Annotated in this window: 16 protein-coding genes; 4 read left to right on the forward strand and 12 right to left on the reverse strand. The window is 69.6% G+C overall.

Translation table 11 applies throughout. From position 1 onward, the window contains the following. Positions 1–24 precede the first annotated feature (24 nt). Positions 25–1,143, forward strand: coding sequence for an NAD(P)/FAD-dependent oxidoreductase (locus ACIRCZ_RS06565; RefSeq protein WP_402850886.1), 1,119 nt, complete (start codon positions 25–27; stop codon positions 1,141–1,143). Positions 1,144–1,205: 62 nt separating this feature from the next. Here ACIRCZ_RS06565 and ACIRCZ_RS06570 read toward each other — a convergent pair whose 3' ends face one another. From ACIRCZ_RS06570 to ACIRCZ_RS06595, 6 genes are all read right to left on the reverse strand, one after another. Then, complete coding sequence (locus tag ACIRCZ_RS06570) at positions 1,206–1,772, reverse strand: GNAT family N-acetyltransferase (protein ID WP_402850889.1); 567 nt, start codon at positions 1,770–1,772, stop codon at positions 1,206–1,208. 68 nt (positions 1,773–1,840) lie between these two features. Next, positions 1,841–2,314 (reverse strand): phage tail protein, encoded by a 474-nt coding sequence (locus tag ACIRCZ_RS06575; RefSeq protein WP_402850892.1) that lies wholly within the window; start codon positions 2,312–2,314, stop codon positions 1,841–1,843. Between the two features lie 120 nt (positions 2,315–2,434). Continuing rightward, complete coding sequence (locus tag ACIRCZ_RS06580) at positions 2,435–2,749, reverse strand: hypothetical protein (RefSeq protein WP_402850895.1); 315 nt, start codon at positions 2,747–2,749, stop codon at positions 2,435–2,437. 309 nt (positions 2,750–3,058) lie between these two features. Then, complete coding sequence (locus ACIRCZ_RS06585; protein ID WP_402850898.1) at positions 3,059–3,553, reverse strand: hypothetical protein; 495 nt, start codon at positions 3,551–3,553, stop codon at positions 3,059–3,061. Positions 3,554–3,794: 241 nt separating this feature from the next. Beyond that, entirely contained in the window at positions 3,795–4,130 is a 336-nt protein-coding gene (locus ACIRCZ_RS06590; protein ID WP_402850901.1) for a hypothetical protein, read from the reverse strand. Between the two features lie 161 nt (positions 4,131–4,291). Continuing rightward, positions 4,292–4,888, reverse strand: a complete 597-nt coding sequence (locus ACIRCZ_RS06595) for an LON peptidase substrate-binding domain-containing protein (protein ID WP_402851682.1) — start codon at positions 4,886–4,888, stop codon at positions 4,292–4,294. A gap of 50 nt (positions 4,889–4,938) precedes the next feature. On the opposite strand from ACIRCZ_RS06595, the gene ACIRCZ_RS06600 reads away from it, so the two are divergent. Then, positions 4,939–5,436, forward strand: a complete 498-nt coding sequence (locus tag ACIRCZ_RS06600) for a DUF427 domain-containing protein (protein WP_402850904.1) — start codon at positions 4,939–4,941, stop codon at positions 5,434–5,436. A gap of 13 nt (positions 5,437–5,449) precedes the next feature. Here ACIRCZ_RS06600 and ychF read toward each other — a convergent pair whose 3' ends face one another. Both ychF and ACIRCZ_RS06610 read right to left on the reverse strand, forming a co-directional pair. Then, complete coding sequence (ychF, locus tag ACIRCZ_RS06605) at positions 5,450–6,523, reverse strand: redox-regulated ATPase YchF (RefSeq protein WP_402850907.1); 1,074 nt, start codon at positions 6,521–6,523, stop codon at positions 5,450–5,452. 115 nt (positions 6,524–6,638) lie between these two features. Beyond that, positions 6,639–7,385 (reverse strand): class I SAM-dependent methyltransferase, encoded by a 747-nt coding sequence (locus tag ACIRCZ_RS06610; protein ID WP_402850910.1) that lies wholly within the window; start codon positions 7,383–7,385, stop codon positions 6,639–6,641. Positions 7,386–7,551: 166 nt separating this feature from the next. On the opposite strand from ACIRCZ_RS06610, the gene ACIRCZ_RS06615 reads away from it, so the two are divergent. Both ACIRCZ_RS06615 and ACIRCZ_RS06620 read left to right on the forward strand, forming a co-directional pair. Beyond that, positions 7,552–8,133, forward strand: coding sequence for a 3'-5' exonuclease (locus ACIRCZ_RS06615; protein ID WP_055895609.1), 582 nt, complete (start codon positions 7,552–7,554; stop codon positions 8,131–8,133). 148 nt (positions 8,134–8,281) lie between these two features. After that, positions 8,282–9,004, forward strand: a complete 723-nt coding sequence (locus ACIRCZ_RS06620; protein WP_055896522.1) for a GntR family transcriptional regulator — start codon at positions 8,282–8,284, stop codon at positions 9,002–9,004. 21 nt (positions 9,005–9,025) lie between these two features. On the opposite strand, the gene ACIRCZ_RS06625 is transcribed toward ACIRCZ_RS06620, so the two are convergent. From ACIRCZ_RS06625 to iolB, 4 genes are read right to left on the reverse strand one after another with little or no spacing between them, the layout of a single operon-like run. After that, complete coding sequence (locus ACIRCZ_RS06625; RefSeq protein ID WP_402850913.1) at positions 9,026–10,042, reverse strand: Gfo/Idh/MocA family protein; 1,017 nt, start codon at positions 10,040–10,042, stop codon at positions 9,026–9,028. Between the two features lie 46 nt (positions 10,043–10,088). Then, positions 10,089–11,006 carry a sugar phosphate isomerase/epimerase family protein gene (locus ACIRCZ_RS06630; protein ID WP_402850916.1) on the reverse strand — a complete coding sequence of 306 codons (918 nt, stop codon included), beginning with the start codon at positions 11,004–11,006 and terminating at the stop codon, positions 10,089–10,091. A 55-nt stretch (positions 11,007–11,061) separates the two neighbouring features. Continuing rightward, entirely contained in the window at positions 11,062–12,945 is a 1,884-nt protein-coding gene (gene iolD / locus ACIRCZ_RS06635) for a 3D-(3,5/4)-trihydroxycyclohexane-1,2-dione acylhydrolase (decyclizing) (RefSeq protein ID WP_402851686.1), read from the reverse strand. Between the two features lie 14 nt (positions 12,946–12,959). Next, the gene (gene iolB, locus ACIRCZ_RS06640) at positions 12,960–13,979 is read right to left on the reverse strand and encodes a 5-deoxy-glucuronate isomerase (RefSeq protein WP_402850919.1); all 1,020 of its coding nucleotides are present in this window, start codon (positions 13,977–13,979) and stop codon (positions 12,960–12,962) included. Between the last annotated feature and the right edge of the window lie 6 nt (positions 13,980–13,985).

Below are 13,985 nucleotides of genomic sequence, written 5' to 3' on the forward strand. Positions count from 1 at the left end.
CGGCGCAGGAACCGAGGGAGCACTATGCCAGCCACCACCGCCATCGTCATCGGAACCGGGATCGCCGGCGCGGCCACCGCGTTCTCCCTCGCCAGGCGTGGCGTGACGGTGACCATGGTCGAGGCGGGCTTCGACGGCCAGGCGACCGCCGCGGGTGCCGGGATCATCCAGCCGTGGAGCTCGGTCGTCACCGGCGAGTTCTACGACCTGTACGCGGCGGGCGCCGACCACTACGACGAGCTCATCGCGCAGCTCGCCGCCGTGGACGTGCACGACATCGGCTACCGCAGGGCGGGCGCGCTGGTGGTCAACCGCGAATCGGGGGTGCTGGACGAGGTGGAGGCGCGGATCACCGGCCGTCTCGGCGGTGCACGATCGGCCGGCCAGGTGTCGCGCATCCAGAACAGTCGCGCGCGCGAGCTGTTCCCGCCGCTCGGCGAGGGGTTCGACGCGCTGCACATCTCCGGCGGCGCCCGCGTCGACGGGCGCACCCTGCGGACCGCGCTGCTCGCCGGGGCGCGGACCCTGGGGGCGACCATCGTGGAGGGAATCGCCTCCATCGCCGCGGTGAACGGGGGCGGCTGGGCGGTCGAGACCGCCGGGAACACCCTCGAGGCCGACACGGTGGTGGTCGCGACCGGCGCGTGGACCAACCGCATGCTGGAACCGCTCGGCCGCCGCATCCCGGTGGAGCCGCAGCGCGGGCAGATCACGCACCTGCGCGTCGGCACGGCGGACACGCGCTTCTGGCCGTCGGTGCATCCCGTCTCCAGCCACTATCTGGTCGCGTTCGACGATTCCCGCGTGGTGGTCGGCGCGACTCGCGAGACCGGCTCCGGCTTCGACCCGCGGGTGACGGCGGACGGGCAGCGCCAGATTCTGGACAATGCGCTGTCGGTCGCCCCCGGCCTCGCGGACGCGACCCTCATCGAGACCCGCGTCGGCCTTCGCCCGCTCCCCGACGGCGAGCTGCCGACGGTCGGTGCACTGCACGGCCTGGACGGCGTATACGTGAACGCGGGGTTCGGCGCAGCCGGCCTGACGATGGGGCCGCTGGTGGGCGATCGTCTCGCCGCGGTGATCACCGGGGAGGCCGCGGCGCCGTCCGCCGGGTTCCTGTCAGACGTGGACGCGCGCGTCTGACGTCGGCGGAGACCGACTGAACCCGGCAGAGACGAGCTGGCGCCGGCCCGTGCCGGCGCCGCTCAGCCCAGCTCTCGCCGCATCACCCAGCGCTGCGTCGCGCCAGAGTGCGCATCCGTCGCCTGCACGCGGGCCAACCCGTGCTTCTCGAACAGGGCCACCGTTCCCACGTAGCCGCTGATCACATCCACCCGCTCTCCCCCGGTGTCCACCGGATACCCTTCCACCAGCGCGGCCCCGGATGCGCGCGCGTGTTCCACCGCGCCGTCCAGCAGGTCGTGCATCAGCCCGCGCTTGCGGAAGCCGCCACGCACCACGAAACACACGATCGACCACGGGTCGCGTTCCTCGTCGAGGTGCGGAATGGTCCGCGAGTTCATCAGCCGCCGGTACGTCGATTTCGGCGCCACGGAGCACCAGCCCGCCACCTCGCCATCGAGGTAGGCGAGCACACCGGGCCCAGGTTCCGCCGAGCACTCCGAGCGCATGTATTCGATGCGTTCCGGCATCCCGAGCCGCGCATCCCGGTACGACATGCACACGCACCCGCCGCCGCCCGGCTTGCGCGGCACCATGAAGGTGGCGAAATCGTCCCAGTGGCCGGTTGCGGGAAGCACATCGATGGACATGGGAAGACGCTACCGGCCACCACGGACATTCACGGCACGATCGGGCGGGTGAGCAGGCGCGCCGCCCTCTAGTACTCGCCCTTGATCACGAAGAACGACCCGCGGATCGTCCCCGCCAGCTTCGACTTCTGCCGCGCGAACTTGAACTTGTCGGCCAGCTCAGCAGGAATCTCCATCCCGTCCGACAGCTTGAGCCCGACCGCCCGCTTGCCGGCATCATCGATCGTGTACATCACGTTGATCGACAGCCCGGACTCGTAGAACACGTACGCCATCCGGATCCCCTCGACCTCGAACGCCGTCGCCTCCAACGCCCGCGATGCGATGACCAGGTCCCGCTCCTCCTTGAGGATGCGCGTGACCCACGCCAGCGCATCCGCCGCCTCCCCCGGCTCGTCCACAGAGCCGACCGTGAAATCGTGGTCGTACTTGTTGTGGAGGTAGCGCGCCTCGTTGGCCCGCAACCCGGCGAGCGCCTCGGCCACGGGCGACGACTCCAGCCCGGCAGTGGAGACAGTGACGAAGTCGACGGTGTACGGCATGGGCGGCCCTCCTGGGTTGGCTGATGGTGCGGGTGGTGCGGGTGGTGCGGTCGAATTCTGCCACAGCGCGTCTGGGGGCGCCGGAATGCGACGCGCGTCGACGGCTTGCGCAGACCGCGTTCACCCGGACGCTGAGTCCGCGTTCCCTGAGCGCTGCGGGGCCGGACCAGCGACTTCGGCGAGCGCCCTCAGGTATCGCGTACCGATCGACACAGCCGTGATGGCGCGAAGTCGGTACCCGAGCGGCTGCGCGTGCCACGTGGCGTCGCGGCGAACCTCCGTCAGCCACACCCGCTTGGACGCGATCCCGTCAACTTCGCCGATCCACATCGCCGATCGCTCGCGCTCCTTCTCGATGCCGATCAGAGACGATCGGGCGGAGAAGGCGCGAAGCACCTCGGCTGTACTGTCCGCCGGAAAGTCCTGATCGAGCACGCCGGGCCACTCCGGTCGGCTGCGCGAGAAGGTGGCATCGAAACCGCGAACCCGTTTCGCCCTCCTCACGCTGCGGGAAAGGACCGCGATGTAGCCGTCGAAGTATCCGCCGTCCTCCGTCCGCGCAAGGACGGTCCACTTCCTCCCGACCGCGACGACGAACCCGCATACAGGGTCGCTGTACCGGTGCGCGCTCCACGCGCACGAGGTCGGCCGATTGCTGGGCCGACCGGAGTCTGTCGATCGTCATTCTGACCATCCGCTCACGCTATCGAACGACGTCAGCTTCTCGATCTCTGGAGGTGCTTCCTACGGAGCTGCGTCCGTGCTGCGTGCGGGATACCGCGCGCACTCTCGCTCCCACTCGTCCGCTGCCAGGCCGATATCGGCGAGAGACATCTGCACCGTCACGACCCGAGCCTCCTCGCCGGCGCCACCGACTCCATCCTCTGGATGCGCCGCGCCCCCGGAGAACACGACGCGAATCACCGCATCATCGTCGCTCAGGAGCGCGCATTCGAAAGCCAGCTCTGGCTCGGTGAAATCGAGCGACGTGACGCTGCGGCGGTCGTCGCCCCGACCGCTCTGCGATATCACGCGCAGCCATCGCCCGAGCTCACCCGCCTCGAATGCGGTCAGGCACGGGTCGCGGAACTCCCCCGTGCGGCCATTCGAGTGGATCTTCCCTATGACGACGAGCCAGTCGGCGTCCCATTCCCCGGCGGGGTGAGGCGGGGTGAGGTCGGGGAACTGATATCCGGAGAGGAAGAGCGAAATGGATGCTTCTGCGAAGGCGAGTCTCATGGGATGTCCGCGGTGGGAACGCCCGACCTCGGCTCCGCTCGGCTGTTGTAGACGATTCGGCTCTGGTAGACGCGAACATTGTCGAGACGCTTCCCGCTCGCTTCTCGCGTCGGGTCGTTCGTCACCAAATCCACTCGTTGATTATGCACGCCCAGTGCCGCTTCTGGATCGTGGGGACAGCATCTCGGCGGCGCGCGACCCGTATGGTGCGCGGAATGCCACGGTGGTTCAACGAGCCTGGTCAGCCGAGCGAGAGGCTGAACCCTCCGGAGAATGCCACCGTCGCCAGGCCGACGACGGCCAGGGTCACCAGCACTGCATACGCGACCGTGACGACCCATGCGTTCCGAGGCCGATGGGCCGCTGGGACGAGCACGACCGTCAGCGGCAGGAGCAGGAGCGCTCCGGAGACGACGGCGGGCGCCACGCGGACGTCGGGTGCTGGACACGGGTACGCCAGAGCACACACTGTCGGGATGCCCTGCGCGAGCACCAGGAGGAGCCAACTGACGAGGACGATGCAGATGGCGGGCCATGCTCTACGGAGCGTTCTCGATAGGGTGACGTCGGTGTCCATCGGTCCATGGTGGCAGGAAGACCCCGCGGGCGCGTTCGGACCGCGGTGATCGAGGGTCCTTGAGGGGCTGCGAACATCGAATTCACGTCCGATCCATCCGAGCCGGCGGGGAGCGATGCGGTCTCGGTGCGAACGTCAAGACCAGGGATGGTGAACGGTGGTCAGCTTCCCCACTCGGCGGACCAGAGTTCTTCGGCCTCGAGGGTCAGATCGATCGTCTGACGCAGGAGACTCCCCATGGATGTCGACTGCAGCAGGGTGTACCTGTCGTACTCGCCCAGTGGGGCGATCGCTGCCAGTTGCCACACGGCCGCGACGGGATCGTCCGACAGTTCGGCGTCGGCATCCGGCTGCGGCTCCGCGACACGGGCGATCACCCGGCGGACAACCGCTTCGGCCTCGGCCCGCAGGGGTGCGAGCGCCTCGGACCACTCCAGCTCCGGCAGCATCGAGAGCTCGGCCCGAGGATACGGGTTCTCGTCGACCCAGCGATCGACCGTGAACCGCCTGGTCCCCACACCGACGATGAGCAGGTCGTCGGCGCCAGCGGCCGCGCTCACGAGACGCGCCATCGTTCCGACCGATGCACGCTGGTCGCCACCCCCGGCTTCGGGTCCGCGCTCGATGAGGACCACGCCGAACTCGAACCCCGGCTCGTCCTCGTCGAGCAATCGCCCGACCATGGTGAGATACCGCGGCTCGAACACCCGCAGGGGGATGGGCACGAATGGGAACAGCACTGATCCGAGCGGGAACATCGGTGACGGGGCCATACCCCAGTGAAGCACCGCTGACATAGAGTGAACAGGTGCCCCGGCCGCGCCCCGAGATCCCAGGAACCGGACAGGAGTCTGTGTGGGACTACCCGAGACCGCCACGCATCGAGCGCGTCGCCGCGCCTGTCACGATCCGTCTGGGCGGGCAGCTCATCGTTGAAACGCGAGACGTCGTCAGGGTGCTCGAGACCAGCCATCCGCCGGTCTACTACCTCCCGATAGCGGACTTCGCCACCGGTGCGCTGCTCGACGCCGACGGATCGTCGTTCTGCGAGTTCAAGGGCACCGCACGATATCTCGACGTGCGCGGCGGAGGCGAGGTCCGGTCCGCTTGCGCGTGGAACTACCCGCATCCGTCGCCCGGCTTCGAATCGCTCCGAGACCGCGTCGCCGTCTACCCGCAGCAGATGGACGAGTGCACCGTCGACGGCGAGGTCGTCACGCCGCAGCCCGGAGGCTTCTACGGCGGCTGGATCACGAGCGCCGTCGTCGGACCCTTCAAGGGGTCGCCCGGGTCACAGGGCTGGTGAACTCCGGGGATATCTAGACGTTGAAGCGGAACTCCACAACATCCCCGTCCTGCATCACGTAGTCCTTGCCCTCCATGCGCGCCTTCCCCCGAGACCGCGCCTCGGCCACCGAGCCCGCATCCACGAGGTCGTCGAACGAGATCACCTCGGCCTTGATGAAGCCCTTCTCGAAGTCGGTGTGGATCACGCCGGCCGCCTGGGGGGCCTTCCAGCCCTTGTGGATGGTCCAGGCGCGCGACTCTTTCGGGCCGGCCGTCAGGTAGGTCTGCAGGCCGAGGGTGTCGAAGCCGATGCGGGCGAGCTGGTCGAGGCCGCTCTCGGTCTGGCCGGTGGATGCGAGGAGTTCGGCCGCGTCGTCGGCGTCGAGGTCGATGAGCTCGGATTCGAGCTTCGCGTCGAGGAAGACCGCCTGGGCGGGAGCGACCAGGGCGGCGAGTTCGGCGCGGCGGGCGTCGTCGGTCAGCACGGACTCGTCCACGTTGAAGACGTAGATGAACGGTTTCGCGGTGAGCAGGCCGAGTTCGGCGATGGGCTCCAGGTCGATGGATGCGGCCGACAGCGGCTTGCCCTCGAACAGCACCGCGTGCGCCGCCTGAGCCGTTTCGAGCACGATCGGCTCCAGCTTGCGGCCCTTGACCTCCTTCTCGTACCGAGGGATCGCTTTGTCCAGCGCCTGCAGGTCGGCGAGGATCAGCTCGGTGTTGATGGTCTCCATGTCGCCGGCCGCATCCACCTTGCCAGCGACGTGGACCACATCCGGGTCGTCGAAGCCGCGGACCACCTGGGCGATCGCGTCGGCCTCGCGGATGTTGGCGAGGAACTTGTTGCCGAGACCTTCGCCCTCGCTCGCGCCCTTGACGATGCCCGCGATGTCGACGAACGACACCGGAGCAGGGAGGATGCGCTCACTGCCGAAGACCTCGGCGAGCTTGTCGAGCCGCGGGTCAGGCAGGTTCACCACGCCGACGTTCGGCTCGATCGTGGCGAACGGGTAGTTCGCCGCGAGCACGGTGTTCTTGGTCAGCGCGTTGAAGAGGGTGGACTTTCCCACGTTGGGGAGTCCGACGATTGCGATAGTGAGAGCCACGATCGACCATTCTACGGGCCGTGCGCCGCGCACCCCCGCGCTGCGCAAAGCACTCGTGCGAAACGTGCGGTGCGCGCGCTCCGCAGCGTGTGTTCGGCACGAATCGTGCGCCGCGTCAGCCCGGAAGCACGGTGCGGTAGCAGTGCGTGACGTACGGGAGCTCGAACGTGTCGCGGCCGGCCAGGTCGGGATGCTCGGCCGCGAGTCTGCGCAGCGATGCGATCACGGCGGCCTGGGTGTCGGCGTCCTTGGTGATGAAGTAGCTGCGCGAGCGGGCCAGGTCGAGCATCCCGTCGACGGTCAGCTGCTGCACCCAGCGCACCTCGTGCCGTTCCAGCGGGCCGAACGGCTCGCCGACCACGGGTTCGACCTCGTCGCTCGCGTACGCGGAGCCGGTGTCCATCAGCTCGCCGAGCCGCCGCACCCAGCCGACGGACTCGTCGCGGAAGTTCCACACCAGCCCGAGCGCCCCACCCGGGCGCAGCACGCGCGCCACCTCGGGAACCGCGACGGCGGGGTCCACCCAGTGCCACGCCTGCGCTGCCACCACCAAGCCGGCGGAGTGATCGTCGACCGGGATGCTCTCCCCCGTGCCGAGCCGCGCTGCCACCCCGGGGAGTCGCTCGCCCAGCACGCGCAGCATCTCCGGAGAGGGATCGACGGCGGTCACATCCAGCCCTCGCTGCACGAGGGCGGCGGTGAGCTTGCCCGTGCCTGCGCCGAGGTCTACGGCGGGGCCGGTGGCGTCGCCGATCAGCCAGGACACGGCCTCGGCCGGATAGCCGGGACGCGCGGCGTCGTACACGTCGGCAGCCTTGTCGAAGGAGCGGGCATGGGCGTCGTGGTCGTTCCGTTCGTACATGCTGCCGATGCTACGCGCGCACCCTGCGGCGGATGCGCGCTCGCCGGTGGATCCACACCCCGGCCCGGCGTGCGCCCGCGCGCGGATGTACGCCCCGCCCCCACGCATCCACGGCACACCGCCGCCCTAACCAGGCGGCGTCGGTGGGCCGTGCGAGCATGTTCCCGTGCCACTGGACTTCACCGCTATCGACTTCGAGACCGCGAACGGGAGTGCGGCGTCCGCGTGCTCGGTCGGGCTCATCAAGGTGCGGGACGGCAAGGTGGTCGACCGGGTCGGCTGGCTCATCCAGCCGCCCATCGGACACGACTTCTTCCAGGAGTGGAACACGCGCATCCACGGCATTCGCGCAGAGGACGTGGTGAACGCCGCCGGCTGGATCGACCAGCTTCCCGACCTGGTCCAGTTCGCGGAGGACGACTACCTCGTGGCGCACAACGCCGGGTTCGACATGGGCGTGATCCGCGCCGCGTGCCAGGCCACTGCCATCGCCTGCCCCGACTACAGCTACCTCTGCAGCCTGCAGGTCGCCAGGCGCACATACACGCTCGACTCGTACCGGCTGCCGGTCGCCGCGATGGCCGCGGGGTTCGAGGACTTCCACCACCACGACGCGCTGGCCGACGCCGAAGCCTGCGCCGCCATCATCGTGCACGCCGCCCGCCGCCACGGGGCGGCCAGCATCGACGAGCTCGCCGTGAGCACCGGCTCCCGGCTCGGCCGCATCGGCACCGCGCAGGCCGCGTAGCGCTCCCAGCCACTCCTACCCACGCCCACTCGCCGCGCCCACCCGCGCACCGGGGCGGACGGGTGCTAATGTCGGGACCACCCATTTGTCCTGACATGAACGAGGTATCGTGCCCCAGAGCGACGGCCCCCTCCCGCAGCACCTGTTCATGGACCTCGACCACTCCGGGCCGGTCCCCCTCTACTTCCAGGTGGCGACGCGGATCGAGAACGCGATCGTGGACGGCGAGCTGCCGCCTGGATCGCGGCTGGAGAACGAGATCGCACTCGGCGAACGCCTCGGCCTGTCCCGGCCGACCGTACGGCGCGCCATCCAGGAGCTGGTCGACAAGGGCCTCGTGGTGCGCCGTCGCGGGATCGGCACCCAGGTCGTCCACGGTCCCGTCACCAGGAAAGTCGAGCTGACCAGCCTCTACGACGACCTTGCGCGCGGCGGCAAGCATCCGGAGACCACCCTGCTGCTGCACGAGGTGATCCCGGCAGGACCCACGATCGGCGGGGTCCTCAACCTGGAGGCGTCGAGCCCCGTCCTGCACCTGCGGCGCCTGCGCAGCGCGGACGGCGTGCCGGTCGGCGTGCTGGAGAACTACCTGCCGTCCGACTTCACCGACATCACGGCGGCCGACCTCGGCGAGCACGGTCTCTACCAGCTGATGCGCGGACGCGGCACCACGATGCGGGTGGCGCGTCAGACGATCGGCGCGCGTCGCGCATCCGCCGAGGAGAGCACGCTGCTGGAGATCGACGGCGGCGGACCGGTGCTCACCATGGACCGCACCGCGTACGACAACTCCGGCAGAGCCGTCGAGTTCGGCCACCACTGCTACCGGCCCGACCTCTACTCCTTCGAGATCACCCTCGTCGACAAGTAGGCCACGCAGAGGTGCCGGCTGTCACGCGTAGAACGCGGGACGCTCCACATAGCTGACCTCGGTGCGGAGGCCGCTGGCCTGCGCACGCACGCCCGCCTCGCAGACCGCGGCGGCGAGGTAGCCGTCCCAGGCGCTCGGGCCGTCGATCGCACCGCGGCGCACTGCATCCACCCAGCGCTGCACCTCGGTGTCGTACGCCTTCGCGAACCGCGTCGTGTACGACAGGTGCTCGGCCTGCCGGAACGCGCCGTCCACATACCGGGCGATGCCCGACGTGCGCCCGATCTCGGCGACGCTCCGCTCGAACACGGCGTCCGTTGTCACCTGGTAGCCGAACTGGATGTTCACGCTGATCTCCACGTCCGCCAGCACACCGGATGCGGTCTCCAGCAGCACCAGCTGCGGCTCGCGCAGGCCCTCGGGGGCGAGCGAGTTGCGGCGCGGCTTGCGCACCTCGACGGCGGCGATCGGCTCGCCGACGAGCCACGGCACCACGTCGATCTCGTGCACCACGGAGTCGGTGATGAGCATCGACTCTGTGTAGCCGGGCGGGGTCGAAGGGTTGCGGTGCGCGCAATGCAGGGCGAGCAGGGCGCCGGCGTCGCCGGAGTCGATGAGCTCTTTGAGCTGCAGGTACTCGTCGTCGAAGCGTCGCATGAAGCCCACCTGGATGCGCGGACGCCCGGTCTTCTGCTCGGCCTCCAGGATGCGCAGCGACGACTCGGAGTCCGGCGTCAGCGGCTTCTCGCAGAGGATGTCCACCCCGGCGTCGAGCGACGGCAGCAGCACCGACTCGTGGAACGGGCCAGGGGTCGCGATGATGACCGCGTCGATGCTGTCGTGCTCCAGGGCGTCCTCGATGCGGCTGCGCGTCACGGCAGCAGGTGCGCCTGCAGCGGCAGCGGCGGCGCGGGCGGCGTCCGGTTCCACGACGGCCGCGACCTCGGCGCCTGCGATGTGCTTGGTGATCCTGGTGATGTGGTCGGAGCCCATGATCCCGGCGCCGACGACGGCGATGCGGAGGGGTTCGGTGGTCATGCTGGTCTTCTTTCGGTGGGGAGGGGTCGCCGGATCGGGAAGGGGGTCAGTCCTGGCGGGCGTGCCGCGTGCATCCGAAGATGTGCTCGCGGGTGCGCTTCGCGATCGGGAACGGACGCTCGATGTCCGTGCCGTACATGTCCTGCTCGACGATCGCGAAGATGTTCTGATCGATGGCGCTGACCGCCTCGATGATCGGCGCGAAGTCCGGCACTCCGGCCGGCGGCTCTGTCATGACACCGCGGGCGACGGCCGTCGCGAACGGCACGTCGTTCTTGAGCACGTCGGCGAGGATGTCGCGGTCGACCTGCTTGAGGTGCAGGTAGCCGATGCGCTCCGGATACGCCTGGATGAGCTTGAGGTTGTCGCCGAGGTAGTAGGAGAAGTGCCCGGTGTCGAGGCACAGGTTCGTGTAGGCGGCGTCCGTCTCTGTGAGGAACCGCTCGACCTCGCCGTACGTGCCCACGTGACTGTCGGCGTGCGAGTGGAACTGCTGGTGCATCCCGAACTCCTCGAGGAGCGCCTTGCCGAGCTTGTCGTGCCCGGCCGCGAGCTTCGCCCACTGCTCGTCGTCGAGGGTGCGGCTCTCCAGCACTTCCTCCGTGGCGTCGCTGCGCCACAGGTCAGGGATGACCACGAGGTGCTCCGCCCCGAGCGCTGTGGCGAGGCCGGCGACCTGCAGCGCCTGGTCCCATGCCCTCTGCCACTGGTCCTCTCCCTTGTGGAAGCCGGTGAACACCGTGCCGGCGGACAGCTTGAGGCCGCGGGAGCCGAGCTCGTCCTCGAGCTGGTGCGGGTCGGTCGGCAGGTAGCCGTACGGCCCCAGCTCGATCCAGGTGTAGCCGGAGGCGACCACCTCGTCGAGGAAGCGCTGCCACGGGATCTGCTTCGGGTCGTCGGCGAACCAGACTCCCCACGAGTCAGGGGCTGTGCCGATCCGCAGGGCGGGGGTGCTGTCTGTCATCGTTCTCCTCTGGATGCTCTGGATGCTCTGGATGCTCGTAATGCGCTGGATGCCGTCAGCCGACGTACGGCCGCTGGCGCGTCTTCTGCTTGTCGTATGCGGCCCTGGCGTCGCGGGTGCTGTCGAGTTCCGAGGTCTCCGCGACCGGCACGTCCCACCAGCCGTCGCCGTCCGGCGAGAACAGCAGCGGGTCGCTGTTGATGTGGATGAGGGTGGGTCCCGTCGCCGCCTTGGCCCGCGCGACGGCGGCCGTGAGGTCGGCGATCGCGTTCGGGGTCTGCTCGACCCTGATCACGTCGACGCCGAGGCTCGCCGCGTTGGCCGCGAGGTCCACCGGCAGAGCTGGGCCGTCGTCGAACGCGTTGGTCGCGTCGTCGCGGAACCGGTACTTGGTGCCGTAGCGCTGCGAGCCGACCGTGTCGCTCAGGTGCCCGATGGAGGCGTAGCCGTGGTTCTGGATGAGCACCACGATGATCTTCACGCCCTCCGCCACCGCGCTCACCAGCTCGGTGTGCATCATCAGGTATGAGCCGTCGCCGACCATCACGATCACGTCGCGGTCGTCAGCGCCGCGCTTGGCGCCCATCCCGCCGGCGATCTCGTAGCCCATGCAGGAGAAGGCGTATTCGACGTGGTAGCCCAGGTCGTCGCGCACCCGCCACAGCTTGTGCAGGTCGCCCGGCAGCGAGCCGGCGGCGCAGACCACCACATCCCGTGGGTCGCTCGCCGCGTTCACGGCGCCGATGATCTCCGACTGCGACGGACGGTCGAGCCCGCGATCGGCGAAGCTCGCGTCGACAGTGGCGTCCCACGAGCGCTTCTCGCTCGCGACCTCGTCGCGGTAGGCGGCCGGCGTTCCGAAGCCCGCCAGCGCGTCCCGCAGGGCGACGAGCGCCTCCCTGGCGTCGGCGATCACCGGCAGCGTCGAGCCGTGCTTGTACGCGTCGAAGGATGCGACGTTGACGTTGACGAACCGCACGCCGTCGCGCGCGAACGCCGTGCGGGATGCGGTGGTGAAGTCGCTGTAGCGCGTCCCGATCCCGATCACCAGGTCCGCCTGCGCGGCGAACCGGTTGGCGGCGGTCGTCCCCGTTGAGCCGATGCTGCCGAGCGACAGCGGGTGGTCCCACTCGATAGAGCCGCCGCCCGCCTGGGTGGTGCCGACCGGGATGCCGGTGGCCTCCACGAACGCGCGCAGCTCTGCCACGGCGTCGGAGTAGATCACACCGCCGCCCGCGACGATGATCGGACGTTCTGCCGCGGCGATCGCCCTGACCGCGCGGGCGAGCGCGTCGCGCTCCGGCACGGGACGGCGCACGTGCCACTCGCGGTCTGCGAGGAACTCCAGCGGCACGTCGACGGCTTCCGCCTGCACGTCCTCCGGCAGCGCGATGGTGACCGCTCCGGTCTCCACGGGGTCGGTCAGCACGCGCATCGCGCCGAGCGCGGCGGAGAAGAGCTGCTCGGGTCGCGTGATCCTGTCGAAGTAGCGCGACAGCGGCTTGAACGCGTCGTTGACGCTCATCGAGGCGTCGTGCGGCAGTTCGAGCTGCTGGAGCACGGGGTCGGCCACCCGCGTCGCGAACGTGTCGGACGGCAGCAGCAGCACGGGCAGCCGGTTGGTGGTGGCGAGGGCGGCTCCGGTGAGCATGTTGGTCGCGCCGGGGCCGACGGACGCTGCGCAGGCGAACGTCCCGCGGCGGCGGCGCAGCCGCGCGTACCCGACGGCCTCGTGCACCATCGCCTGCTCGTTGCGGGCCTGGTGGTACGGCATCATGGCGGGGTCCTGCACGGCGAACTGCTTGAGCGCCTGCCCGATGCCTGCCACGTTGCCGTGCCCGAAGATGCCGAACGTCCCGGCGATCGTGCGCTCGCGGTGGTCGCCGTCGACGGTCCACTGGTGGGCCAGGAACTCGACGAGAGCCTGGCTCACGGTCATGCGCTTGGTGCCGCTCACAGGGGTGCTCCTTCGGTGGATGCGGTGGTGTCGGTGGATGCGATGGTGTCGGTGGATGCGGTGGTGTCGGTGGATGCGGTGGATCCCGTGGATGCGGCGCTGTCGGTGGATGCGTACGGGAGCCGCGCATCCATCCCGTCCGCGTCCCAGGTCCGACGCACCCAGCCGTGGGCGGGGTCGTCGGTGATGAGCCAGGAGCGCTCGGCGTCCGGCCCGGCCATCACGTTGAGGTAGTAGAGGTCATAGCCCGGCGCTGCGACGGCCGGGCCGTGGTAGCCGTGCGGCACGAGTGCGATGTCGCCGCTGCCGACCCGCGCGTCGATGGCGATGGGGCGCTCGTCCGACGAGTACGTGGCGAACACGGCGAACGGCGCCGCCTCCGCCGGCGCGTCCGCTCCGCGCGTCACCGCCGTCTCGAAGTAGTAGATCTCCTCCAGCCTGGACTCGACGCCCGGCCGGTGCTCGTCGTGCTTGTGCGGCGGGTACGATGACCAGTTGCCGGCGGGCGTGATCACCTCGCAGGCGATCAGCTTCACCGCATCCAGCGCACCGGGCACGCCGAAGTTGTGCACCTGGCGGCTGGACTGGCCACCGCCGCGCAGCTCGACGGGCACCGCGGAGGACGGCAGGTAGGCGGCAGGGCGACGCTCGGCTGTCACGGCTTCCGTCACTGCGACGCGCCCGTGCCCGCCGATCGTCGCTGATGTCCCTGCGCCGAGGTAGAGCACGTCGGTCGGGCCGTCGAAGACGGACGCGCGCCCGGCGAGGACCTGCGAAGCGGTCGCAGCGCCCTGCTCGTCGTACTCGACGGTGAACGACCCGGCGAGCGGCACGATCATCCGCTCGACGTCGCCGGCGGCGAGCGCCACGGTGGCGCCACTGTCGGCAGAGCCGTCGAGCTCCGCCACCCGCAGGCCGGTGTGCTGCCAGCCAGGGATGCGCGCGTCCACCACAGACTCCCAGCCGTCCTCCGCCAGGTCGCCTGGGCCGTATACCCACTCACTGCCGTTGCGCATGACTGC

The sequence above is a fragment of the Leifsonia sp. NPDC102414 genome (genome assembly GCF_044765685.1).
GTDB lineage: Bacteria > Actinomycetota > Actinomycetes > Actinomycetales > Microbacteriaceae > Leifsonia.